The organism is Gammaproteobacteria bacterium (assembly GCA_035279405.1).
Classification (GTDB): domain Bacteria; phylum Pseudomonadota; class Gammaproteobacteria; order Natronospirales; family REEB76; genus REEB76.
This window is the reverse complement of sequence record DATEHU010000040.1, coordinates 104,318-129,095: the sequence shown is the minus strand read 5'-3', so window position 1 is coordinate 129,095 and position 24,778 is coordinate 104,318. Positions and strand designations below refer to the sequence as shown.

Genomic DNA, 24,778 nt, shown 5'->3' with positions numbered 1-24,778 from the left:
TGGACGTTTCAGTCCTTTGCTGCAGTGGGTTTTGATTCTGCGATCTGTGCCAGCAACGTTTTGACGGCCGCTGCGAGCTGTGAATCCACGCCGCGGTAGCTCTCGCCGAGCGGACGCGCCACCGGCACGTTCACCGGCCGCGGGTGCCGCTCCATCGGCTGGCCGTTCTCCGTGGTAATGGTGATGAACGGCAGGCGCACGATGGAGCCGTCCAGCATGCGCCCGGCGCTGGTGTAGATAATCCAGCCGGCCGTGGGTTCGCCCACCACCTTGCCGAGGTGCATCTCCTCGTAGCCTTCGGTGAAGTCCTCGCCGTCCGAAAGCGTGATGCGGTTGGTGAGGAGCACCGTCGGGCGCTCGAGCACGCGCTGGCCCAGGACCGAACGCGCCGCTGCCGTGGACATGCCACGGAAGGTCATGTTGAGATACGCTTGGCGCGACAGCACGTCCAGCGCATAGGCGTTGACGAAGCCGCCGTAATTGTTGCGCACATCCACGACCACGCCCGCGCGTGTGGAATTTTCGGCGTCCAGGTCCACGTACAGGCGTTGCAGCGACGCGAGCGACATGTCCGGCATATCCACGTAACCGAGCCGGCCGCCGCTCAGGTGGCTAACGTATTCGCGGTTGCGCTGCACCCAGGCGTTATAAACCAGCTCGGCCATGGCCGGCGCAGCCACGGGCTGCACGTCCACGCTGCGCGAATTCTTGCCATCTGCGGTCGCGGCAACGATCAATGCGGTCTCCCGGCCGATGCGGTGATCGAGCAAGGCATCCAGATTTGAATGCGCATTGAGACGCACACCGTCCACCGCCAGCAGATAATCGCCCGCGTGGATTTTGCCGCTCACCGCCGCCGGCGACAGCGGCACGATGCCGGCGATGCGCAGGCGGCCGGAACGCTCGTACTCGTTGCGGTCGAAGCCGAGGCCCAGCCGGCCGGTGGTGAATTGCGGCCGTGCGCCGGAATACACCCCGGAGTGCGAGGAATCCAGTTCGCCGACCATCAAAATCAGCAGGCGGCGCAGCTCGGCGGGCGTGCCAGCGCCGGCGATATACGGCGCGTATTCGGCACGCACCGCGTTCCAGTCCACGCCGTTCATATCGGCATTGTGATAATTGGCCTTGAGCCAGCCCCAGGCCTGGCTGAAATCCACGGCTTTCACCGTGGCGAAATCCACGTCCATGGCGGCGCTCACTATGAGCGGTTTGGATTTGGCATCCGCAACGCTGACCGCGGCAATGCGCCCATCGTCCAGATAAAACGCCTGCTTGCCGTCCCCGGTGTATTGCGCATCCGCCTTGTCGCCGGGCGTGGAAGTGAGTTGCCTGGCGACGGGCGGCTCCTTGGCAAGCGGGTCAATGGAATACACGTACAGGTTGGCGCGTCCCGCGACCGTGGCGGTCAACAGCAACTGTTTGCCGTCCGGTGACACGCTGACCGCATTGGTGTCCAGGCCGATAGGGATGAGCGCGAGCCGTGCGCGTATGCCGTTGAAATCAATCTGCACGGGCTCGACTCTGGATTTGGCGTTCGGCCCGAGTGCAGCCGCTGCGCTTGAATGCTCCGCAGCCGGCGAGGAAAGTGGTTTCGGCGACGGCGGCAAGCCGGGAGGCGTCGGCTCCTGGAACAGATTGTGAAACTGCTGTTCCCGGAATTCCGGCGTGCGCGGCACCAGATCCACGCGCGCGACCTGGCCGGGCTCGGTGCGCTGGCCGGTGGCGAACAACAAGGCTTTGCCGTCGGGTGTCCAGGCAATGTCGTCGGCAAACACGTTGGCGAGGAAACTCACCGCGTGCGGCTCGCCGCCCGCGAGCGCCACCGCCCAGGCGTTGCGGAACATCCGCGGACCCCAGGCGAGATAGGCCAGCCAGCGGCTATCCGGCGACCAGGCAAACGGCCGGTCCCGTTCCAGAGGCCGGTGTAATTCAATATTGGCATCCGCGAGCTTGCGCAGTTGCTTGTCGGCCAGCGTCATCAAGTACAGGCTTTTGCCGTCGCGTACAAAGGCGAGCTGCTTACCATCGGGTGAGAACTCGGGATGCGTGTCCTCGCCGCGGCTGTCCGTCAACCGGGTTTCGCGGTGGTTCACGAAATCATAGAGGAACAGCTGGCCGGCGCCAGTGCGCATCGAACCGTACACCAGCTCGCGACTGTCCGGCGCCCAGGCGAGATCGTATTCCTCGGCCGCGGTGTGCGTGATGCGCTCGGCTTCGCCGCCGTCGGCGGACGACGCGGCGAACACTTCACCGTGTGCAATGAAGGCGACTTTCTTGCCGTCCGGCGACAGCGCCAGATCCGTGAAATCCTTGTCGAATACCTTGTGCGTGACGCCCGGTCCCGCCACCGTGCCCTGCAGATCGAAATGTACCGGCTGGGCGTTGCCATTCGCGGTGCTGAGCGTCCAGATACCGAAATCACGCATGAATGCGATCACGCGGCCGTCGGCGGAAATCGCCGGCCACAGCACGCGCCCGGAGGTGAAACGGGTGAGCGGCGACTCGGTAGCGCCGATATTCACGCGCCACAGATTCTCCGCGCCGTTGCGATCGCTAATGTAATACAGCGAGCGGCCGTCGGGCGCCCACATCGGCCATTCGGCGCGCGCATCGTCGGGCGTGACGCGCGTATAGCTGTGTGAGCCATCATCCTTCAGCAGCCATACCGCGCCTTCGTCTATATGCGCACGGCCGTGACGCCACCATTGGGTGGGGCCCCAGCCGCCGCCGACCAGCGCCACGTCCCGGCCGTCGGGCGAAGGCGCGGCCATGGTCTCATCGCGATACTCCTCGAGCGATACCGCCATGGGCGTGCCGCCTGCGGCGCGCACCCGGTAGACACCGTTCATGCGCCCGGCGTTGTCACGTGCGGAATCGAAGTACAGCCATTGACCGTCGCGTGACCAGGCATCCAGCTGGTCGTTGCCGTCACTGTAGGTAATGCGCGTGATCGCGCCACTGTCCAATTGCAGAACAAAGATGTCATTGCCGCCGTGCTTGTCCGACTGGAAAGCCAGGCGCGTGCCATCGGGTGAATACAGCGGGCGCGTGGCATCGCCCATGCCGGCCACCAGGATATGTGCCGCGCCACCCCCGGCCAGTCCGGCCCAGATGTTGCCGCCCGAAACAAACGCGATGCGGCTGCCATCCGGCGATACCGCCGGTTGGAAAAAGAACGGCTTGGAAGCGGGAGCCGCCGCTGCTGCGCTGGCCGCGAACAGCGAGCAAACAAACACCAACCGTTTGATGTAACGATTCATGTCACTCTCCTCGATTTTTGTTCATCCGCCTCAGGGACTCAATGTGCCGCCAGTTGCGGTGCCTGGTACACGATCGGCTTGCCGACCGGCAAAGTCGGCTCACCCGCGGCATACGCGGCTCTGTTGAAGGCCGGCACATCCTGACTCAGCAACTGGTTGAACTGGTCTAGATAGCCCTGCAACTCGCCCTGCAGCTCGGTCACTTTATCCGTGACGAACGGTGCCGGCGGTTGCGCATAGCCGCCGACAAAAAAGCCGTTCCATTGCAGCACGCCGTGAAAGCGCGGCAAGGTCTTGAGGAAGTCCTCGTCCACGTTGTGCTGGATATCGGGATTCCACAGCCGGTCTTTCAATGTCGTGATTTTCTGGCTCAGTGTCTGGGCATCGGCCAGCAGTGCCTTGGGCAGCGCGGCGGCATGGCCCGGGGCACTCAGGCTGTCGAGCCGGCCTTGCCAGTCGCTCAGGCGGTTGAGTAGTTCATTCAGCGCACTCATCTGGTTGCGCAGGCCGAGTTCAACCAGCAACTGCGCGCGGTAATCCGCAAGACTGACATTCACGTTGGGATCGAGGCGCACGCTTACGCTTTGCGTTTGCGTGTAGCCGCCCGCGGTGATAGTTGCGGTATAGCGGCCCGGCAGCACGGAGGGCCCGCCACCGCGGCCTTCACCACCCGCGCCTTTCACGAAATCAATCGGCGTGGGACCGGCATAGTCGTTGTCCCAGACGAACTCGTTGAGCCCTTGCTTGCCGGGTGCGTGCAGCGTGTTGACCTCATGGCCTTGCGCATCCGTGATGACGATTTTCACGGGACCCTTCTTGTCCTTGGCGTCCGCTTTGAGTGCCGTCTTTAGGTAATAACTGAACGCCACACCTTCCGGCGCATTGGGCGCGGCATAGCTCCACTGCTGGCCTTCATCGCCGGCCCAGTGGTTGTACAGCGTGCCCGGCTGCGGACTGAACAGATGAAGTTCTCTGCCGCCGATATCGCTTTTCCATTCCTCCAGCGGCCGCAGATTGTCGAGCACGAACAGACCGCGGCCGTGCGCCGCGACCGCCAATGAATGCGTGGCCGGTGCGAACTGCAGATCGAACACCGGTACCGTGGGGAAATCGCCCTTGAGCGGCTGCCACTGATTGCCATCGTCCAACGAAAAATACAAGCCGGTCATGGTGCCGGCGATCAGCAGACCTTTGCGATTCGGATCCTCACGCACCGCCAGCACCGGCGTATTCGCCGGCAGGCCCGCGGTGATTTTGCTCCAGCTCTTGCCGTAGTCATCGGTGCGATACACGTATGCGCGATCGTCGTTGACCATGTGACCGTCAAAGCTCACATAAGCGGTGCCCGCGTCGAACGGCGAAACGCCGATCTGATACACGCGTGCCCATTCGGGCGCGCCACGCGGCGTGACGTTAGTCCAGTGCATGCCGCCGTCGCGCGTGAGCTGCACCAGGCCGTCGTCCGAGCCGGTCCAGATCACCTTGTCCGCATCGGTGGGCGCGAGCGTGATGGACAAGAGCGTGTCGTAATTCTCGGCACTGCTCACGTCGTGATACACCGGACCGCCGGGAATGCCCTGCTTGCTCTTGTCGTTGCGCGTGAGATCCGGGCTGATGACATGCCAGTGCGTGCCGCCGTCGCTGGACTTGAACAGCACTTGGGCACCGAGGTACACGGTGTTGGCGTCGGTCGGCGACACTGCGATGGGCGAGGTCCAGTTGAAGCGATATTCGGATTCCGCCAGCGTCTTGGAACTGTTCTGCAGACCGTAAGACGCCGTGGGCCGAATCATCTGCGAAAGATGGGTGCGCGTGTCGTAACGGAAGGTGTAGCCGTCCTCGAGGTCCGCGTAAATGATGTGCGGATCGCTGGGCGCGATCACCGCGTATTCGCCGTCGCCGCCCACTACCGGGAACCAGTTCTTGCCGGTCACGCCACGCTCATCCAGCGAACTCGTAGATCCGCACCAGGCGCTGTTGTCCTGCAGGCCCACACAGGCATGGAACGGCGACTGGCCGTCCACCGACACCGTGTACGCCTGCTCGATGGGCAAAGTGTCGAGAAAGCGCCAGTTCTTGCCGCCGTTGACGCTCAGATACACGCCGCCGTCATTGCCCTGCAGGATACGCTGCGGATTTTGCGCATCGACCCACACCGCGTGATGATCCACGTGCACCGAGCGGTCAATCGGATGTGCGGTCTTGCCACCGTCGTCGGATTGCATCAGGTTGAGCGAAGCGAAGTAAACGCGGTTGTCGTTATCGGGCGCCACCGCCATGCCGGCGAAATACCACTGGCGCACGGCGAGCACATGATTGTCGCTGACCATCGTCCAGTGCTCGCCCAAATCTTCGCTGGACCAGAGCGTGCCGTGGGTGGTGGGAATCAGCGCGTACACGTGCTCGGGATTGGAAGGCGCGGCGGCGAGCGTGATGCGCCCGGTTTCGTTCGTCGGCAGACCGTTAGCGAGTTTCTGCCAGGTCGAGCCGCCGTCAGTGGAGCGCCACACGCCGCCTGTGGCGCTGCCGTTGATCATGGTCCAGGGCGTACGCAGCGCCGTCCACATCCCGGCGAACAGTACCTGCGGATTGCCCGGTTCCATCACCAGACTCGAAGCCCCGGTTTTGTCGTCCACATACAGGACTTTCTGCCAAGTCTTGCCGCCGTCGGTGGATTTGAACACGCCGCGTTCCGGATTGGGTCCCCACGGGTTGCCCTGCGCCGCGACGAATACGACCGCGGGATTCTTCGGATCAATCACGATTGCGGAAATCTGACCGCTGTCCTTCAGTCCCTTGAATTCCCAGGTCTTGCCACTGTCCGGCGAGTAATACACACCCGCGCCGGTGATAGTGTCGTTGCGCACGTTGGCTTCGCCCGTGCCCACCCACACGAGATTGGGATTAGACGGCGCCACGGCAATTGCGCCGATGGAGGCGCTGTCTCCATGTTCGAACACTGCTGTCCAGGTGTCGCCGCCATTCGCGCTCTTCCATACGCCGCCGCTGGCCGCGCCGACGTAAATCACATTGGGGTCACCGGGAACGCCCACAACCACCGACACCCGCCCGCCGGCCACGGCCGGGCCGATATTGCGGAATGTGAAGTTGGCGCTGATATCAGGCGCTGAAGCCTGCGCCGCGGCAATCGCCGGCGCGGAGATTACCAGCGCGGCGCACAGCATCGCCAAGGTAGAAATGCAGGCGCGGAACTTGAGAGGCAGAGGCGGCATTTGCATTGATGCTCTCCGGTAACAGGTAGGCATCCCTGCCGCGGGTGTTCATTGATCCACGGGAATTGATTGCGACTCCGTTGCGCGCAAGGATTATCGGGCCTCGGCCTCGCTCTGGAAAGCACCGGCCGGCCCGGGAAACACCACCGGACTTTCGTAGCCGTCCCTGGACACGCTGGCTACACCGAAGTACCAATCGCTGATCACCCGGTCTTCCAGCACATGGCCGGTCACGTCGCCCACGTACATCGAATGCTGCCATTGCGGCGCATCGGTGGCGCGCCAGTAAATGCGGTAACCGGCCGCGTTCGGCACCGCCTGCCAGCTCACGGTGGTGTCCGGCGTGAGCGCCCCGGCGATCTTGACGTCTGTGGGCGGCGCCGGTGCCCAGGCCATGGAGGCGAGCGCGATGGCGTTAGCGGCGGTCATTTTGGCGACGTAGCCGAAATCCACGTATTGCAGCAGGTCGCCGTACTGCACGCCGTCTACCATGCGTACGTCCTGGTGCTGACGCTGCCAGTTCTCCTGCACCTCGGTGAAGCGTACCGCCGGATAGCCGTTGCGGTTGAACATCACGTGATCGCCGCCGCGGTCGAAGCGGTCGGTGCGGTACATGATTTCCAGACGGAAATTCGGGATATAGGCGTTGGCGAGCTTGACGATGTAGCGCGCCACGTTGCGCGAGGGAGAATCCACCAGCCCGCCGTTGTAGCGCAGCCGCCGCAATTGCTCCGGCGTGAGGTCGTCGCGGATGCCTTCGGAAAAGATGTGCGCATCCGCGTTGTCGATCACGCCGCTGCTGCCGTGGGTGCTGCCGATCATGTCGTTGTTGAGATTGGCTTCCACGTTCCAGCCGTGCGCCTTGGCGTAATCGGCGATGATTTTGCCGCCGTACAGACCCTGCTCCTCGCCGGAATCGGCCGAGTACACGATCGTGGCCGCGAACTTGTATTTCGACAGCACACGCGCCGCCTCGATGAGCGCCGAGGTACCCGAGCCGTCATCGTCCGCGCCCGGCGCATCGGCCGTGGAGTTCATGATATCGGTCACCCGCGAGTCCAGGTGCGCGGTCATCACCAGGTAACGGTTCGGATCGCTGCCTTTCTGAATGGCCACCACATCCATAACTTCGGCGCCCTGCTTCGGCATACGCGGCCCGGTGAACACCTGCGAGGGCGTGATGATTTCGAGGCAAGCGCCACAGTCCTGCGAAATCTGCGCGAACTGCGCCTTGACCCAGAGGCGCGCGGCCCCGATGCCGCGCGTGGGAGAAGTGGTGGTGGACAGCGTGTGGCGGGTGCCAAAGCCGACCAAGTGCGTATCTATTTCCTTGAGCCGTTGGGCGCTCACGGCGGTCACGATTTCCCGCAACGCCGGGTGCTCTCCGGGCGGTACGGCGGGCGCCTGCGCCAGAGCCGGGGTTGCCGCGAGCGCGATGACCAGGGACAGTACGGGTTTCACGGGAACCTCCGGCAGGCATTGCAGGTCGAGAAGATAAACCGGACGCCAAGGATAACCCCGGAACGGCGGAGCCAATCGTCTTGGTATCCAGGCTGCCGACCGGTCGAATCCGGCTTGACAAATTCCAAACAGGTGTTATAGTGAGCTATATCACCAACTAAGAGGTGGCGACCCATGAGATCTCCGACGCATTTCCGCCTGCTGGCGCAGGCCCTGTCCGCCGGGACGCTGGCGGTGTTACTGGGCACGCGCGTCGCCGCGGCCGCCACGGTCCAGACCACCCTCAACTACTCCGGCCCGCTGCCCGCCGATACCAGCCGGGTCACGGTGGAAAACCTTGCCGGCCATGTGCAGGTTACCCAGGGTTCGAGCTTTACGCTGACCGCCACGGTGGTGGCCGGCGGTTCTGACCAGGCCGCCGCCCAGACCCTGGCTCGGACGGTGAAACTCGAGACCTCGGAGTCCGATGGCAAGTTTGTCGTGCACGTGTTTTATCCCGTGGACCAATACGACAGTTATTCGTATACCGGGTCGAAGACCAGTAGTGATTCGAGCGACGGCGACAACAACGGCAGCGTGTGTTTCCTGGGCGTGTTTTGTGTCAACGGCGGCGGGAGTTCGGGTCTGCGTTATCAGGACACGGGCGTGCGTGTGTACACGGGCGGGCAGCGCGGCACGCCATTGCATGTGGATCTCTCCATCCAGGTTCCGGCGCACATGGCATTCGCCGTGACGAATTACGTCGGCCGCAGTGACCTGGATACGCTGCAAAACGACGTACGCGTAAAGACTGCGAGCGGCGATGCCTACGGCAGCAACATCACCGGCAGGTTCAACGCGGATACCGGCTCGGGCGATGTGCACGTCAAAAACCTCAGTGGCGATTTGAGCGCCGATACCGGCAGCGGCGACGTGTTCGCCGACGGCTTCAAGGGCAGCGTGAACGCGGATACCGGCTCGGGCGACGTGCACCTCGGCAACGGCAGCGGGCCGACGTTGTCCGCCGACACCGGCTCCGGCGACGTGTATTTCACCAGCGTCAGTGGCGATATGAAGTTCGATACTGGTTCGGGCGACGTGCATGTCAGGGACGCCAGCGGCTCGCTGCATGCCAGCACCGGTTCGGGTGAGGTGCGCGCCGAGAATTTCATCAGCGGCCCGAGCGTGTGGGCGGACACCGGCTCGGGTGATGTCACGCTCGCGGGCAACCTGTCCGCGATGCGCAAGCTTTACATAGACACCGGCTCCGGCGACGCCACGCTGCGCACCTCCGGCGGCCTGTCGCTGCGCCTGGACGCGTCTTCCGACAGTGGTGAATTGAACATCAACCTGCCGCACATGAGCAATGTGGTTACCCATCGCGGTTCGTTCAGCGCGGATTTTGGCAAGGCCGAAGGCAAGGGGACGATTTCCACCGGCAGCGGCGACATCAGCGTCACCCAACCCTGAAGAGGACTCTGGACATGAAAATTCGCCACTTCCATCCGCTGCTGCTGTGCGCAGTGGCACTGGCCGGCTGCAACGTCAACAAGGACATAGACGTTCCCGCCAACGCGCACTGGTCCAGCGGCACCAGCACCGTCAATGGCGTCATTACCGTGGGCGCCGGCGCGGTGGTGGACGGCGGCTTGCGCACCATCAACGGTGCCATCCGCCTGGGCGCGGGCGCGCAAACCGGGAATCTCACCATCATCAATGGCGGGATCACACTCGCCGATGGCGCGCACGCGCAAAAACTAGAGGGCGTAAACAGCTCCGTGACGCTCGGCAAGAATGTACTTATCGGTTCCGACATCGCCGTGGTCAACGGCAGCCTGGGCGCAGCCTCCGGCACCCGCATTGAGGGATCCACCGCCATCGTGAACGGTGATATGGCACTGTGTGGCACCGCCGTATCCGGCAAGCTGTCGTTCGTCAACGGCACTATCTGGCTTGCCGAAGGCAGCGCGGTGCTGGGCGATATCACCGCCAAACAACCGCAAGGCAGCAATCACAACCTGCCGCCGGTCGTGGTCATCGGACCGCACGCGATCGTGGGCGGGAGCATCATTTTCGAACGTCCCGGCCAGCTCTATGTGAGCGACAGCGCGGTAATTCACTCTGTCACCGGAGTTACGCCGGTGAAATTCACCGGCGCGGCACCTGCCGGCGTGACGTTGCCGGATTGCCCGCGTGACTGACGAGGACCGTAGCATGACCCAGAACCCGCTGCACTGCACCTCACCACCGTAAGCGCGTGACGCGACGTTACGGCGTCGCCGCGCATCCCTGATTGATAAATCGAACCCGGAGGAAGCCTGATGCTTCGCTTCAACAGACCCGCTTTGTCCACAATTTTTGGCTTGCTGCTTGCGGCCGGTACAGTCCAGGCCCAAGGGCCGGAGTTTCAGGCGCCGGTGACCGCGGCCGGGGTCAAGACCGGCGAGATTACGCTCGACGGCGTGCTCAACGAGCCGGCCTGGCGCACCGCACCGGTCATCACCCTCACCCAGCAGAACCCGCATCCCGGCGCGGCCACGCCGTTTATCACCACGGTGCGCATCTTGCGGGGCAAGAGTCATCTTTATTTCGGCATCGTCTGCGACGATCCCGATCCCGGGAAGATCGCCATCCACACGCTGCAGCGCGACGCCGATCAATCATCCGACGACAACGTGATGATCGTGCTCGACACCTTCGGTCAGAAGAAGCTCGCCTACGTGTTCCAGGTGAACGCCGGGGGCGCCATGGCCGACGGCTTGATTTCTCCCGGTTACATGAATAACAACAGCAACACACCCATGGTGGACTTCAACTGGAACGGTTACTGGAAGGCGGCCGTGAAGCGCACGGCCACAGGCTGGACTGCAGAAATCTCCATTGATACCCAGAGCCTGCAATTCAACAACAAAAATGCAGTCTGGGGACTGAACATCAGCCGCTACGTGCCACGCGACTTGCTGACGCTCGCTTGGTCGGGTATCAACTTGAACGCCTCGGTCACCAACCTGCAATGGGAAGGCAAGCTCACCGGTGTGCAGAGCCTGAGCCAGGGCTCGGGTCTGGAATTCGACCCCTACGCGGTCACCGAATACAGCAACACCAAACACGACACCGCGAGCTGGACCGGTTTTGATCTCAAGTATAACTTCACGCCGGAACTCGCGGGCCGCCTTACTTACCACACGGATTTCTCCGAGGCCCAGGCCAATAGTCTCCAGGTCAACGGCTCGCCCTATCCGCAAACCATTCCCGAAACCCGCGCGTTCTTCCTGGAAGGCGCCAACATCTTCACCTTCAGCCACAACCTCGGGCAGAATTTCATTCCGTTCTATTCGCGCAGCGTCGGCCTCATCAACGGTGAGCCGGTACCACTGGACGAGGGAGTAAAGCTCCTGGGTCACACCGACGGCTGGACACTGGGTCTGCTGGATACACAAATGGCGGGCACGGATTTTTCCAACGGCACCAATCTGTTTGCCGGCCGCGCTGTCTACAACATCAATAATCAGTGGCGCGTGGGCACGCTCATCACGCACGGCGACCCCAGCGGCCAGAGCACCAATACACTCACCTCCTTCGACAGCACCTGGAGCACCTCCACCTTTGGCGGCGACAAAAACCTGAACCTGTCCGGCTGGGCCGCGCGCTCTTCGGGCAGCGATGTGCCCGCCGGCACGCCCAACGGTTACGGCTTCGATGCGGAGTATCCCAATGATTTGTGGTACGCGGACGTCAGCTACAACTTCTACGGCGATGCGCTCAATCCCGCGCTGGGTTTCATTCAGCGACCAGGCACCAAGCAAACTTCAGCAGACGTCACGTATCAGCCGCGTCCATCAGCCAATAGCATGTTTTCCTGGGTGCGACATTTCTTCTTTAATGCCAACTGGTATTACGTCACCGGTCTAGACAACCGCGTGCAGAGCGACGACTGGTCATTCAGCCCTTTGCAGTTCACCACTCAGGGCGGATGGCACTGGAACACCCAGGTCGGCATAAACCACGAAGTTCTCGCGCAGCCGTACCCAATCTTACCCGGCGTCACCATACCGGCCGGTACCTACAATTTCACCACCACGCATATCAACATGAATTCGCCGGCGGCCGATGCGCTGACTTATGGCTTCAGTTCTGAAATCGGCAATATTTACAGCGGTCATTACAAGGACTTTTTCCCGAACATCTCCTGGGCGGCACCTGGCGGCCACTTCACCAGCAGCTTGGTCTACGGTGCATTGTGGCTGTACACCCCGCAGGGCAACGGCGTCCTGCGCGTGTCGGAACTCAATCTCGGTTACTCGTTCACGCCGGACCTGACGCTCTCCACGCTCACGCAGTACAACAACATCAGCCACAACACCTCGGAGAACATGATCCTGCAGTGGAACATCCAGCCGGACCGGATTCTGTACGTAGTCTGGAATCACGGCCTGACCTTGAACCCCAACCTGCTCCAAGGCACGCAGACCATCACCGGCAATACCGTGGTAGTGAAACTGGTGTGGGGCTTCTACTGATTTTTCATCCGCTAAGGAGACATCCATGAACAAGCAAGTGACTCTTTTCTTCGCCACACTGGTTGCACTGCTGCTCGTGACGCCCCTGGCCTCGGCGCATGCGGCGCATACCACCGTCTGGTCCGTGGACAATCAGGGGATCACCCTGGACGGCGGCGACGCGGTCATTCATGGCGATGACGGCACCCAGGCGCGTATCACGCCCGACGGCACGCTCACCATCGCCGGCAAAACCATTACGGTGAATGCGGCACAGCGGCAACAGCTGGTGCAATACGTGGCCACGGTCAGGGACATCGAAATCAAGGGCGCGCAACTCGGCGCAGCGGCGGGCAGTTTTGCGGCCGGCGTGGCCGCGGAAGCCATCACCGCGCTGTTCGCGGGCGCCAGCGAGGACGACATTGATCGCAAGGCCCAGACCCGCGCCAACGAGTTCAAGAAAAAAGCCCTGCCCATTTGCCGGGACGCGCAGACCCTGAAGCAGCTTCAGGACTCGCTCCAGGCCAGCCTGCCCGCTTTCGAGCCCTATGCGGTGATCGAAGCGCATGACGCCGGGGATTGCGAGCACGACATCAATTCGGATGATTGATATGCGGGCAGCGTGCTGCTCACCATACCCAACACGTCAGGCGCCTGATCTTCGCGACAACGGTCGGCCCGGATTCCCCACGTCCCCGCAAAGGGCATTAATCAAAGGCTTGCAGGAAAACCTATCGTAGCTGCTCGGCACCGACGCCATGCACAGTTGCGAGCGGCCTCCTTCGGCCACGGGTCTGCCGCTTGCGTGCCGCACGGCAGATCGTCAAAGACACCGCCAGTCTCAAATATATTAGAAATGTATCGGAGTTATTTCACGGTCGTACCGGGCTGGGTGCGCGGGAATGCGCTATACCTGCCCAAAGGCTCGACAGAGTCGGCGACCGGACGAACAGCTTCGTCAAGCGAAGGAGTTATTTATGACACATTCACTATGCAACATTACACAGGCGCTCCCCTGGATCTTGGGAGCAGCCTGCATCGCGGCGGTGTCCCTCCCGGCACACGCCGACCGTCTGCCGCCCGGCGTGCAGGTGATTCACATGCATCAGCCTCCCTATCTGGACCGGCCGCCAGGTTCCGGGCCGTACAGTCAGTCAGATATCAACGATGCAATGGGACTCGCAAAAATCGGCGATGCCGAAGCTCAGGCTAATCTCGGCATCATGCTGCAGACCCGCGGGGAGTATAAGGAGGCTGCCTACTGGTATCAGCAGGCGGCGAATGCCGGCGTGGCGAATGCGCAATACAACATGGGCACGCTGTACTTCAATGGTGAAGGCGTAGCGCAGGATTACGCCAAGGCGCACGAATGGTTTATGCGTGCAGCCAAACGCGGCAACAAATACGCGGAATTCCAGTTGGGCATGACCTATTTCACCGGCCAAGGCGTCAACAAGGATCCTACCAAGGAGATTTTCTGGTACGAAAAGGCCGCGCGTCACGGAGTGCCAGCCGCAGCCTACAACCTGGGGGTGATCTACAACAACGGCGATGAAGTGGCGCCCGACTATGTACGCGCCTACGCCTGGCTGCTGCTTGCGCAGAAGGGTAACCTCGACACCAGCAGTGCACTGTCAGCCGTCGGCACGAACTTGTCGCCGGATCAGATCAAGCAGGCCGAAAAGCTGAGTCATACGCTGGAGCGTGATCCAGCGTCGGACGCCGGCCGGTAGGCAGGGGCGCTGCGGGCTTCACGCATACTGTCTGGCTGCGTGTGTGAAGCTTGGCCCTGGGGATTTCCGCGTGCGGGTTGCATACAATTACCGGCTCGCATGTTGACCGTGCAAGCGTGGCGCAACACCGCGTGGGGCTATCCGCTGTTTGCGGCGGGCGTCATTGCGCTGGGTGTGCTCTGCCTGCTGTATGGAGCCTCCTCTCTGGTGCTGCAGGTCATACCGCAATGGATTCCGTGGCGGGGAGACTGGATCTACGCGTGCGGGGCGGTGATGCTGGCAAGCGGCGCGGGGCTGTTGCTTGGGCGCACGGCCGCACTTGCATCCCGCGTCCTGGTGATCTATCTGCTGCTGTGGCTGCTGTTGCTGAAAGTGCCGATATTGGTATCGGCACCGGCAGCGATCGTCTCTTGGGAAACTTTTGCCGAAACCGCGACGCTGCTTTCGGGTGCGTGGGTGATATTTGCCTCAATCAATGCACAGCGACACAGTGCGCGGTTGAAATTCGTGACAGGTCAAAGCGGCGTGCGCATGGCCAGTGTTCTGTTTGGCATTGCATTGATACTGTTTGGGCTGGCCCACTTCGGGTACCTCAAGTACACGGCTGCACTGGTTCCGGCGTGGCTGCCGTGGCACATCGGTTGGGTCGCTCTGAGCGGCGCGGGCTACATGGCCGCCGGTCTCGGTATTCTTTTCAGGATTTACCCACGCCTCGCGGCGGCCTTGACCGCGGGCATGATGAGCGTATTTCAGCTGCTAATCTGGGTCCCCAGGACCTACAGCTTGCCGACCCACCAGTCCCACTGGTCGGAACTGCTCCTGGGCTGGACGCTGGCATTCAGCGCCTGGGTGGTCGCCGATTCGTACCGGGGTGTTGACTGGTTGTCCGTCGGGAAATCATCCGCAGTTGCCGCGCCCACTGGCAACCAGACGCTGCTCTGATCGTTGCAAAGCACAAGGGCGAAAGGCGCAGGCTTCTGAGGCCCCTTCAGTCGTGCGAATCACCTCGCATTCATGCAGCCGGGTTGGCCCAGTTGCCGCGTCAGCAGCACGAACGCCGTTTCGCGGCACAGCGGATGCAGAGCGGGCCAGACGCTCATGAACGGAATCAGGGTGCTTACCTCGCGGTTGCGCACCGCATCGCTGAGCGTCGTGAGCGCCTGCTGCGATCTTCCGAGGTGCATATAAGCGTCCGCGAGGAATACGGCGGTGAGCTTGTCGGAAGTCCGCGTGGCCAGCGTCGTGACGTACCAGTTGAAATAGTCCACCAACGCCTGCTGGCGGCCGGCGCGCACGCGTGCGATGTTCGCGGGTAGGGCACTGGCGTACTGCATTTCCAGCGCCGCCTGCTGTCCGGCTTCCGTGTAATGGCCCTCGCCGAGCAGCGTCAGCACCAACAGATGCCGCGCCAGTTCGTTGTCGGGTTTGAGTCCGATGGCAGTCTGGGCATATTGCCCGGCCACGTCGTACTGGCCGTCAATGTAAAACAGCACCGCCGAATCCAGCGAGATGCGCATGGACACCGGATCCAGGCTTTGGGCGATGGCCATGGCCTGGCGCATCTCCTGATTCTCGCCCATCGCGGAGTAGTACGCGGCTTGCGCCTGCCACGCCCAGGCATTGCCGGGATTGTGGCGCAACGCGTCACGGATTTGCGGTGCTGCGGCCGCGGGGTTCCAACGGTAGAACAAATCCAGTGTGCCCTGAAGCAGATGCGCGTCGGACGATTCAGCGTTCAACTCCAGGGCCTTGGCCACCAGGGCTCCGGCATCGTTGACCTGCTGCGCGGACAAGGTGTTCAACGCCAGCAACGACTGCGCGGTACACACGTAAGCCGCCGCGAAATTCGGATCCAGCGTCATCGCGTGGCGGCAATAGTCCCCGGCCTTGGCGTTATCGCCCTGTAACAGCACATAGCGACCGAGCTGATAATCCAGCGCGGCCTGCCGGTTGCGGGTGAATTCCAGCGGTTTGATGCTGGCGTCGGGCGCAAGCAGCGAAGCTACGTGCGTGGCAATCTGCACCACGGTCTGCTGAAAGTTGCGGCTCGTGTACTTGAGGTCGAGGCGGTATTCACTGCCCCACACGTAGCTTTGATCGGCAACGCGGATCAGACGCGCCGACACCTGGATGAACGCCGGGTTCTGCGTGATGCTGCCTTCCAGCACAAAACTCGCGCCCAGTTCCTGACCGATGGCCTTGATGGTTTTGTGGGCCCCCGCATAATGCATGCTCGAGGTGTCCGCAATCACGCCCAAACGGTTCGGTGCTATCGGCCCGAGCAGGTCAATCAGCTCGCTGGCGACGGATGCGCCCAGAATATCGTTGGCCGGATTGGCGGACAAATTGGTAAACGGCAGCACCGCGATCACCGCATGCGGGACCGTGGGTATGGCCGTCTGAGTGAAAAATTGCACGCGGTAACGGTAATGCGCCACGGACAGCGCGGCGGCCACAATCAGCACCAGCACGATCGCCGCCCCAGCGACTGGCCAGCGCCAGCGGCGGCGCGGTACACCTACGCTGGCCGGCGTCGTCGGCAACACCACAATCGCTCCCGGATTGTGGAATGCCGCCGCCTCGCCGGTGACCAGGCTCACCGGAAAAATGAACTTGTAACCACGCCGGGAGATGGTCTGGATGTAGCGTGTGCCGGTGGCGCCGTCGTTGAGCGCGACGCGCAGCTGGCGCATACAGGCACTGATGCCCTCCTCGAACTCCACCACCGTCTTGCTGCCCCACAGGCACTGGCGGATTTCCTCGCGCGATACGATATCGCCCGCATGTTCGAGCAGCAGCGTCAACAGCTTGGCCACCTGCGGACGCAACAGTGCGACCTTCCCGCCGTCGCGCAACTCGCCGCTGCGTGGATTGAACAGGAACTCGCCGAAGGCGAATTTTCCGTGCGAAAGGTCCGGAGAGATGTCCATGACTGTTGCGGCCATTATCCTACCCGTTTGCCCGCCCCACCGCCCGACACTCATTGTTTATAGCGTGGTCCGCCATCGGTGGCGGTGCCTCGGCAATAATTCAGAAATGAATAATAAAAATTGTGGCGACCGCGGCACCGGAACACGTCCGCCGGGCGGCTCAGTGTAGTATGGACACCGGCATTCGATTTCGGTTCGCGCCACCCCAACGCGTCTGATCGGAGAATCCGGGTCATGCAGTCGCCGTCATTTACCCTGCGGATAGGCCGGCTGGCCCGCGAACTCCCGCTGTTCGAAGTCCAGCCCGGGCTGCGCATCGCGGTGCTCAACATCCTGGGCGATGTGGAACTGGCGGAGGAAGCCGCCGCGGCACTCGCGCCGCGCATTGCTGCGCACGCTCCGCAGGTGCTGATGACGCCGGAAGCCAAGAGCATTCCGCTGACCTACGTCCTGGCACGACGGCTGCAATTGCCTTACGTGGTGCTGCGCAAGACTTACAAGAGCTACATGGGCGAAGCGCTCTCGACCACCACCACTTCGATCACCATGGGCCGTAAACAAACCCTGTACCTCGATCAGAAGGACCGCGACCTGGTTGCCAACGCGCGCGTGGCCCTGATCGACGACGTGATAAGCACGGGCTCCACGCTGGTGGCCATGCGCGAGATCGTGACGCGCGCCGCCGGCCAGGCCGTGTGCGAAGCGGCCATCTGCACCGAAGGCGAGCGTGAAGACTGGAAGCATGTGATCGCGCTCGCGCATCTGCCGTTGTTCAAAACCGGCGGCAACGCGGCCGACGCCTGAAACTCAACCGCGCACGGACCGCGAACGCCATGCCAACCGACATCCAGTTCATCCTTGACTTCGACAGCACGCTCATCCGCGTGGAGATGATGGACGTCATGGCGGAAATCGCCGTCCCCGATCCGGTCGCGCGCGCCGATATCCGGCGGCACATCCAGGAGCTGATTGACGCAGCCATGGCCGGCCACCTGGATTACCGTGAATCGCTGCAGCAGCGCCTGGCGCTGCTGCATTTCCCGCGCGCGCGCATGCCGGAGGTAAGTGCCCGGCTCCAAACCCTGGTGACGCCTTCGTTTCTTCGCAACCGCGCGTTTCTCGCCGCGCATGCGGACCGCGTGCATGTCCTCACAGGCGGTTTCCGGCAGATGGTGGAACCGGTGATCCGCAACCTCGGCCTGCGCGCGGAGTATCTGCACGCAAACACGCTCACCTTCGATGCGGCGGGCGTGAGCAACGGCTGCGACTGGGACAATCCGCTATCGCGCGAGGGCGGCAAAATCGAGGTCGTCCAGAAGCTCAAACTGGACGGGCGCGTGATTGTCGTGGGCGACGGCTGGAGCGATTACAAAATCCGCGCAGCGGGCGCCGCCGCGCGTTTCTACGCGTTTACCGAAAACATCGCGCGTCCTGAGGTCACGGCCAAAGCCGACCACGTGGCGCCGAATTTCGACGAAGTACTCTACGATCTCGGCTTGCGTGCGGCAGTGTCGTACCCCAAGAACCGCATGAAAGTTCTGCTGCTGGAGAACATTCACGCGGACGCCGTGGCTGCGTTCGACAAGGAAGGCTACAGCGTGGAAACCGTGGCCGGCAGTCTGGAGGAAGCCGCACTCGCGGAGCGGCTCGCCGATGTGTCCATCCTCGGCATCCGCTCCAAGACACAGGTGACGGAGCGCGCCCTCGCCGGTGCCAGGCGCCTGCTCGCGGTCGGCGCATTCTGCATCGGCATCAACCAGATGGACCTGCACGCCTGCGAACGCAAGGGCGTAGTCGCCTTCAACGCGCCCTTCAGCAACACACGCTCGGTGGTGGAGCTGGCGCTCGCGGAAATCATTTTCCTGCTGCGCGGCATCCCCGAGAAAATCCGCCTCATGGACCACGGTGTGTGGGACAAGTCCGCAAAGGGTGCGCACGAGGTACGCGGCAAGCGCCTGGGGATCGTCGGCTACGGCAACATCGGCATGCAACTCTCGGTGGTGGCCGAATCGCTGGGCATGGACGTGTGCTTCTACGACGTGGCGGAGAAGCTCGCGCTCGGCAACGCGCACAAGTGCACGACACTGGACGAGCTGCTGGATAGTTCCGACGCCGTGACCGTGCATGTGGACGGCCGCAAGGAAAACTCCAAACTCATCGGCGTGCGTGAATTCGCGCGCATGCGGCCGGGCGCGGTGTTCCTGAACCTCTCGCGCGGCCACGTGGTGGATCTCGAGGCGCTGCGCGTGCAGCTGGAATCCGGCCGCTTGCTCGGTGCGGCACTCGACGTGTACCCCGAGGAGCCACACGCCAACGGCGAGCGCTTCGAGCATCCGTTGCGCAAGTCCGCCAATGCCCTGCTCACGCCGCACATCGGCGGCAGCACGCTCGAAGCCCAGCGGGACATCGGCCGCTACGTGAGCAGCCGCATTATTGACTACGTGAATACCGGCAACACCGAAGGCAGCGTGAATTTCCCGCCGCTGCGTCTGCCGCCGCAGGCCGATGCCCATCGCTTGATCCACGTGCACGAGAACGTGCCCGGCATCCTCGCGCAGATCAACCAGGCGCTGGCTGCGCATGGCGCCAATATCCTCGGCCAGTACCTGAAAACCCATGAACGGCTGGGTTACGTGATCACCGACATCAACCGCAATTATTCCGAAACGCTGCTTGACGACATCCGCCGCATTCCCCACACGCTGCGCTTCCGGGTGCTGTATTAGCGCCGCGGGACGGCCGCTGCCGCCGCCGGACGTGAACACACATGGGTGCGGCTGCGGACTTTACCCCGTGCGGCCTGCGCCGCGGCGCAGGCGCCGAACGCTGCGGTGTGGTATAGATTGGGCCGCTTGGCGGCGCGGCAAACACCTCCAACCGCCGGCATTGACAGGCCTTGGAGAGATGTCCGCATGAGCACCGAATGGTTCATCGTGGCCGTGGTCGTGGCAATCGTCGTCACGTCACTCACGGACTGGTTCTTCGGCGGCGTGTTGTTCCACGAGAAATACAAGACTTATCCCGAAATCTGGCGCAACACCGGCAGCGGCAAAGGCGAGAGCCTGGCCATCACCTGGTCCGTACTGCTGGGCGTGCTCACCTGCGTGATATTCATTTACCTTGCCGTGCGGCTCGATGCCCTGAGCTGGGGGCACGCACTCGGCCTGGCGTTCGGCATCTGGCTGCTGGCACCGCTGCCGTTGCTGGTCACCAACGCACTGTTCATCAAAATCCACCCGCTCAACACTTTGTCCAACCTCATCGGTTGGCTGGTCAAGCTGTTGATCTGTGCCGTCGCGGCGCACCTGTTTCTGGGTTAATCGCGGCGCTGCATCGCAACGCAGGGAGACGCTGCATGTCCGAAACCCCCGTTCATCAAGACACCTCCGGCGTACGTTTCCCGCCGCCGCTCTATTACCTCATCGGCCTGATCATGGGCTTCGTTATTCAATATTTCTATGCGATCCATATCGGCAGGCCCGGCCATCGGTTGATCGAGTACGCGCTGGGCGGCATCTGGATTCTCGCCGGACTGTTGCTCATGGCTTGGGCGCTGTTCACGTTCCGGCGTGCCGGCACCAGCCCCATACCGCACGTGCCCACCAAGGTGCTGACCGCGGCCGGACCTTATCGCCTGACGCGCAATCCCATGTACCTGGGGATGACGCTCATCAGCGTGGGCGCGAGCCTCGCCGGCAACGCGCTCTGGCCGCTCTTGTCCGTGCCGGTGGCGCTGGTGCTGATTGACCGACTGGTAATCCGCAAGGAGGAGAAATATCTCGAACGGAAATTCGGCCAGGAATATCTCGGCTACAAGCAGCGCGTGCGCCGCTGGCTTTAAATGGCTTTCCGCATCGAAACCGAGCGGCTGCTGGTCCGCCCCTGGGAGGTGGCGGACCGGCCGGCGTTCGAGCGTTTCGCCGCCGACGCCGAAATGATGCGCTACATCAACGGCGGCCGCGGTTGGGATACGGCCCGCATTGACGCTTGGCTCGCACGCCAGGCGCGGAATCTCGCCCAGCACAGCTGCTGCATGGGCGCCGCGGTGCTGAAGCAGTCCGGCGCGATCAGCGGCGTGGGCGGCATCCAGCCGCTGGAAAATGCCGGCCTCTTCGAGATCGGCTGGTGGATCTGGAAGGACTACTGGAACCGGGGGCTGGCCACGGAAATGGCGCGGGGATTCGTCGCACACGCTTTCAACATCATGCAACTGCCGCAGGTCGTGGCCCTCGTGGACCCGCCCAACGGGGCCTCGATCCGCGTGGCCGAAAAACTCGGCATGCGCCGCCACGGCATCCGCAATGCCCACGAACTGGCGGAACGGTACCCTGAAATCGAAGTGCTGTATTTCACTCTCGCACGCAATCCGGCCGCGTAGAACGCGCTAATCTTGATCCCGGGGCGAGCCAACTGCGTGCTGCATAACACAGTTTTAATCGTGCCTTGAAAGCGCTCCTACCTGTGTTGGCCGTTGCAACAATGCGGACACAATGCACAGCAACAGCAAGCCAATGGCGACCAGTATGCGGGGCGCAGTCCGCCCACATCGGAAATCCAGCCGCAAAAATCGGCCCCGGCGTCTGGCCCAAGCAAAACATCGCAGTCAAGGCGGCGATCACCTGGGTCCACTTAAACAAGCGCATTAGCCGTTGAGAAAATCTCGTCCTCGCTCACCAGCACCAGATTCGCGGCGGCGGCCAGCGGAATATAGGAATCCCTTCCGACGACGCGCTTTTTGCGAATACCACGGCTGGTGTGTTCTTCGATGGCAGTGAAAATTTCTTCCGAGATGCCACCGGTCTCGCGCCCTTCATCCACCACCAGCATCTTGCCGACTTCTTTGGCGTGCTTGGCAATCAAATCCACGTTGAGCGGCTTGAGCCAGCGCAAATCCAGAATGCGGGTCTGTTTGCCGGTTTTTGCTTTGAGCTTCATTGCCACGCGCAGCGACATGGGTACGCCATTGCCGAAGGTGACGATCAACAAATCCTTCGCATTCGGGTTATAGACCCGCGCGTCGCCCAGAGGAATGGCGCGATCCGGCGTGGGGTAGTCGCAGAGCCACTGGTTGTCCTTGGGTGCGTACAAATCCTTGGCCATGTATAGCGCGATGGGTTCGAGCCACAGCACCACGCGGCCGTCCACTTTCGCGAGCGCCGCGCAGGTGCGCAGCATCATGGCCGCGTCGTCACCGCGCGAGGCGCAGGCGATCACCACGCCGGGAATGTCGCGCAGCGCGGTGAAGCTGTTGTCGTTGTGGAAATGGCCGCCGAAGCCTTTCTGGTAGCCGAGCGCCGCGATGCGCACTACCATGCCGTTTGAATACTGCGCGTTGGAAAAGAATTGCAGCGAGGCGGCCTCGCCACGGATCTGGTCGCAGGCATTGTGGAAATAGGCGAGGTACTGGATTTCGGGAAACGGCAGCAGGCCCATGTAAGCCGCGCCCTGGGCCATGCCGAGTATGGTCTGCTCGTCCAGCAATGTGTTGAACACGCGCTGGCCCTTGAAGGTCTTGTACAGGCCCGAGGTCACGGTATAGACGCCGCCTTTCTGCGCCACGTCCTCGCCGAACACGGTCATCCCGGGATACTTCGCCATGAGATCGAAGAGCGCGCGGTTCAACTGGATGGACAGATGCCGCGGCGGCTGTTTCTCCGGCAGCATATCTTCACCGCCGAATGCGGCGAGACGTGCTGCTCCCGAAGCCGGGCGCACGGCTTCCGCATTCACCTCGTCCGGGTGATACGGCGCCAATGGCGCCATGACTTCTTCGGCGGTGGTCAGCTTCGGTCGTTTTGCGGCCTTGAGCGCAGCCTCGTGCACGCGGGTGCGTGCCACTTCGTAAGCCGCCAGCAATTCGGGCGGCGAATACGCGCCCGATTCCAGCGCGATGCGCGCCGATACCAGGAGCGGATCACGCGCTTCCGTGGATTCCAGTTCGTCCGCGCTCTTGTATTCCGTTTCCGCGTCGGTGCCGGCGTGGCCCAGGAGACGCACGAGTTTCAAGTGCAGGAACACCGGGTGGCGGTGCGCGCGGCAATACTCCACGGCTTCCAGGGTTTTCGCGTACGCGTCCACCACGTCGGTGCCATCGGCGGCGATGTATTCGAGTCCCGCACGGTCACTGTAATTGGCTTCGATCCAGCCGGCGGGCGTCTTCACCGAGATGCCGATGGCGTTGTCTTCGCACATGAAAAGGATCGGACAGGGCAGTTTCTGGAACGCAGTCCATTGCGCGGCGTTGATCGCGCCTACGGCAGTCGAATGGTTCGCGCTGGCGTCACCGAAACTGCACACCACGATGCTGTCTTCGGGAATCGGCAGCTTCGCACCGATGCGTTGCGCCTGGCCTATGGCGACCGCCGTACCGACCGCTTTCGGCAAATGGCTGGCAATCGTCGAAGTCTGCGGCGGCACCCACAAGGGCACCGAGCCCCAAACCTTGTGACGTCCACCGGAAATCGGGTCCTCGCTGGACGCGGCCAGCGACAGGGCGGTGTCGTACACCATATCTATGCCGAGTTTACGCGCGCGCTCCTGCATGAACGCGCCGCTGCGGTAATGCAGGAACGCGATGTCGGTGTGGCGCGTAACGCGGCCCACGGCAGCATTGCCCTCGTGGCCGGAACTGCCGATGGTGTAGAAGCCTTCGTTGCGCGCGCGCATGGCGCGGGCTTCGAGGTCCTGATGCCGCGACAGCATCTGCGATTCGAACAGTTCCCTGAAATCCCTGACTGTGAGCGCGACGCCCGCACGCATGGCATCGCGATCTGACGGCTTGCGCGTGGGTGTTGCAGTCCATCCCTGCACAAAGTGAATGAAATTCTGATCCACGATTTCCGCGCGGTTGATGCTGCGCGTAGCGGCGCGGGCGAATCCACTGCTGCCCGACTGTTGGCTCATGTCCGAACCTGGAACCGGACAGCCTGCGACGCCAGGCTGACAAAACCGGGCTGGGCCTGCACGCGTTCAAACCAGTTGCGTACCGCCGGGTAAGCAGACAGCTCAAACCCGCCGTCTGCGGCGCAGTGTGTATAGGCAAACAGGCTGATGTCCGCAACCCCATAATCCGCACCGGAGAAAAACTTCTGCTGCTGCAAATGCTGCTGCATGACGTCCAGGGCCTGGTATCCGCGCGCGTGCAACTGCGGCAGATCCCGCCGCCGCGAATGATCCGCAGGCAGATACTTCATGATGAAACGCGCCACCGCGATATACGGCTCGTGGCTGTATTGCTCGAAGAACATCCACTGCAACGCCTGTGCGCGTTGCCAACGGTCGGCGGGCCAGAGCCGGCTGCCTTCCGCGAGAAAAATCATGATGGCATTGGATTCGGATAAAAACTTGCCGTCCGGCAATTCCAGCAACGGAACTTTGCCGTTGGGGTTTTTCGCGACAAATTCCGCGGTCCGCGTTTCACCGCGAGTGCTGTCTATTTCCACCCAGGCATAAGGCAACTGCAGCTGCTCCAGTGTCAGGCGCACCTTGTAGCAGTTCCCGGAACTCCACATTCCATAAACGGTGTAGGGCATGGCGGCGCGGGCGGAACCGGTGGTGGATTGCTTCTCAGTCATAGGCCGGAATTACAAGTGGCTTTGCTTGTTGACGGCTGCGCGGGTGAGGAGTGAGGAGCAAGAAAAATAAAATCGCGGCTCTTCCAACTCCTCACACCTCACTCCTCAC

Annotated in this window: 17 protein-coding genes; 11 read left to right on the top strand and 6 right to left on the bottom strand. The window is 62.4% G+C overall.

What is annotated here, in order from left to right; genetic code table 11:
- Positions 1-8 precede the first annotated feature (8 nt).
- The 3 genes from VJR90_09785 to VJR90_09775 all read right to left on the bottom strand — a co-directional run bounded on the left by VJR90_09785 (position 9) and on the right by VJR90_09775 (position 7,954).
- Positions 9-3,260: a DPP IV N-terminal domain-containing protein gene (locus VJR90_09785; GenBank protein HKV97767.1), complete on the bottom strand. Its 3,252-nt coding sequence runs from the start codon at positions 3,258-3,260 to the stop codon at positions 9-11.
- Positions 3,261-3,298: 38 nt separating this feature from the next.
- Entirely contained in the window at positions 3,299-6,499 is a 3,201-nt protein-coding gene (locus VJR90_09780; protein ID HKV97766.1) for a hypothetical protein, read from the bottom strand.
- An 87-nt stretch (positions 6,500-6,586) separates the two neighbouring features.
- A complete protein-coding gene (locus VJR90_09775) occupies positions 6,587-7,954 on the bottom strand; it encodes a M28 family metallopeptidase (protein ID HKV97765.1) in 1,368 nt (455 codons plus the stop codon).
- A 174-nt stretch (positions 7,955-8,128) separates the two neighbouring features.
- Between VJR90_09775 and VJR90_09770 the strand changes: the two genes are divergently transcribed.
- The 6 genes from VJR90_09770 (at position 8,129) to VJR90_09745 (ending at position 15,107) form a co-directional block, all read left to right on the top strand.
- A complete protein-coding gene (locus tag VJR90_09770) occupies positions 8,129-9,403 on the top strand; it encodes a DUF4097 family beta strand repeat-containing protein (GenBank protein HKV97764.1) in 1,275 nt (424 codons plus the stop codon).
- Positions 9,404-9,417: 14 nt separating this feature from the next.
- Entirely contained in the window at positions 9,418-10,134 is a 717-nt protein-coding gene (locus tag VJR90_09765) for a hypothetical protein (protein HKV97763.1), read from the top strand.
- Positions 10,135-10,254: 120 nt separating this feature from the next.
- Entirely contained in the window at positions 10,255-12,453 is a 2,199-nt protein-coding gene (locus VJR90_09760; protein HKV97762.1) for a DUF5916 domain-containing protein, read from the top strand.
- Between the two features lie 25 nt (positions 12,454-12,478).
- Entirely contained in the window at positions 12,479-13,042 is a 564-nt protein-coding gene (locus VJR90_09755; protein ID HKV97761.1) for a hypothetical protein, read from the top strand.
- A 367-nt stretch (positions 13,043-13,409) separates the two neighbouring features.
- Positions 13,410-14,165, top strand: a complete 756-nt coding sequence (locus VJR90_09750) for a tetratricopeptide repeat protein (protein ID HKV97760.1) — start codon at positions 13,410-13,412, stop codon at positions 14,163-14,165.
- Between the two features lie 99 nt (positions 14,166-14,264).
- Entirely contained in the window at positions 14,265-15,107 is an 843-nt protein-coding gene (locus tag VJR90_09745; protein ID HKV97759.1) for a DoxX family protein, read from the top strand.
- 59 nt (positions 15,108-15,166) lie between these two features.
- Here VJR90_09745 and VJR90_09740 read toward each other — a convergent pair whose 3' ends face one another.
- Entirely contained in the window at positions 15,167-17,095 is a 1,929-nt protein-coding gene (locus tag VJR90_09740) for a winged helix-turn-helix domain-containing protein (GenBank protein ID HKV97758.1), read from the bottom strand.
- A 234-nt stretch (positions 17,096-17,329) separates the two neighbouring features.
- On the opposite strand from VJR90_09740, the gene VJR90_09735 reads away from it, so the two are divergent.
- The 5 genes from VJR90_09735 (at position 17,330) to VJR90_09715 (ending at position 21,473) form a co-directional block, all read left to right on the top strand.
- Positions 17,330-17,899 carry a phosphoribosyltransferase family protein gene (locus VJR90_09735; GenBank protein ID HKV97757.1) on the top strand — a complete coding sequence of 190 codons (570 nt, stop codon included), beginning with the start codon at positions 17,330-17,332 and terminating at the stop codon, positions 17,897-17,899.
- Between the two features lie 29 nt (positions 17,900-17,928).
- A complete protein-coding gene (serA, locus tag VJR90_09730; GenBank protein ID HKV97756.1) occupies positions 17,929-19,821 on the top strand; it encodes a phosphoglycerate dehydrogenase in 1,893 nt (630 codons plus the stop codon).
- A 186-nt stretch (positions 19,822-20,007) separates the two neighbouring features.
- On the top strand, positions 20,008-20,415 hold the full coding sequence (locus tag VJR90_09725) for a DUF1761 family protein (GenBank protein HKV97755.1): 408 nt from the start codon (positions 20,008-20,010) through the stop codon (positions 20,413-20,415).
- A 35-nt stretch (positions 20,416-20,450) separates the two neighbouring features.
- Positions 20,451-20,936 carry an isoprenylcysteine carboxylmethyltransferase family protein gene (locus VJR90_09720; GenBank protein HKV97754.1) on the top strand — a complete coding sequence of 162 codons (486 nt, stop codon included), beginning with the start codon at positions 20,451-20,453 and terminating at the stop codon, positions 20,934-20,936.
- Complete coding sequence (locus tag VJR90_09715) at positions 20,937-21,473, top strand: GNAT family N-acetyltransferase (protein HKV97753.1); 537 nt, start codon at positions 20,937-20,939, stop codon at positions 21,471-21,473.
- Between the two features lie 251 nt (positions 21,474-21,724).
- Here the strand turns inward: VJR90_09715 and VJR90_09710 are convergent, their stop codons facing one another.
- Together VJR90_09710 and VJR90_09705 are read right to left on the bottom strand one after the other, a co-directional pair.
- A complete protein-coding gene (locus VJR90_09710) occupies positions 21,725-23,998 on the bottom strand; it encodes a thiamine pyrophosphate-dependent enzyme (protein ID HKV97752.1) in 2,274 nt (757 codons plus the stop codon).
- A complete protein-coding gene (locus VJR90_09705; protein HKV97751.1) occupies positions 23,995-24,669 on the bottom strand; it encodes a glutathione S-transferase family protein in 675 nt (224 codons plus the stop codon). The genes VJR90_09710 and VJR90_09705 overlap by 4 nt, the downstream gene beginning before the upstream one ends.
- Between the last annotated feature and the right edge of the window lie 109 nt (positions 24,670-24,778).

What these genes read in the sequence shown, in the direction of transcription:
- VJR90_09785 (HKV97767.1), bottom strand. Translation starts at nt 3,260, where the DNA reads ATGAATCGTTACATCAAACGGTTGGTGTTTGTTTGCTCGCTGTTCGCG.
- VJR90_09780 (HKV97766.1), bottom strand. Translation starts at nt 6,499, where the DNA reads ATGCAAATGCCGCCTCTGCCTCTCAAGTTCCGCGCCTGCATTTCTACC.
- VJR90_09770 (HKV97764.1), top strand. Translation starts at nt 8,129, where the DNA reads ATGAGATCTCCGACGCATTTCCGCCTGCTGGCGCAGGCCCTGTCCGCC.
- VJR90_09765 (HKV97763.1), top strand. Translation starts at nt 9,418, where the DNA reads ATGAAAATTCGCCACTTCCATCCGCTGCTGCTGTGCGCAGTGGCACTG.
- VJR90_09760 (HKV97762.1), top strand. Translation starts at nt 10,255, where the DNA reads ATGCTTCGCTTCAACAGACCCGCTTTGTCCACAATTTTTGGCTTGCTG.
- VJR90_09755 (HKV97761.1), top strand. Translation starts at nt 12,479, where the DNA reads ATGAACAAGCAAGTGACTCTTTTCTTCGCCACACTGGTTGCACTGCTG.
- VJR90_09750 (HKV97760.1), top strand. Translation starts at nt 13,410, where the DNA reads ATGACACATTCACTATGCAACATTACACAGGCGCTCCCCTGGATCTTG.
- VJR90_09745 (HKV97759.1), top strand. Translation starts at nt 14,265, where the DNA reads ATGTTGACCGTGCAAGCGTGGCGCAACACCGCGTGGGGCTATCCGCTG.
- VJR90_09740 (HKV97758.1), bottom strand. Translation starts at nt 17,095, where the DNA reads ATGGACATCTCTCCGGACCTTTCGCACGGAAAATTCGCCTTCGGCGAG.
- VJR90_09735 (HKV97757.1), top strand. Translation starts at nt 17,330, where the DNA reads ATGCAGTCGCCGTCATTTACCCTGCGGATAGGCCGGCTGGCCCGCGAA.
- serA (HKV97756.1), top strand. Translation starts at nt 17,929, where the DNA reads ATGCCAACCGACATCCAGTTCATCCTTGACTTCGACAGCACGCTCATC.
- VJR90_09725 (HKV97755.1), top strand. Translation starts at nt 20,008, where the DNA reads ATGAGCACCGAATGGTTCATCGTGGCCGTGGTCGTGGCAATCGTCGTC.
- VJR90_09720 (HKV97754.1), top strand. Translation starts at nt 20,451, where the DNA reads ATGTCCGAAACCCCCGTTCATCAAGACACCTCCGGCGTACGTTTCCCG.
- VJR90_09715 (HKV97753.1), top strand. Translation starts at nt 20,937, where the DNA reads ATGGCTTTCCGCATCGAAACCGAGCGGCTGCTGGTCCGCCCCTGGGAG.
- VJR90_09710 (HKV97752.1), bottom strand. Translation starts at nt 23,998, where the DNA reads ATGAGCCAACAGTCGGGCAGCAGTGGATTCGCCCGCGCCGCTACGCGC.
- VJR90_09705 (HKV97751.1), bottom strand. Translation starts at nt 24,669, where the DNA reads ATGACTGAGAAGCAATCCACCACCGGTTCCGCCCGCGCCGCCATGCCC.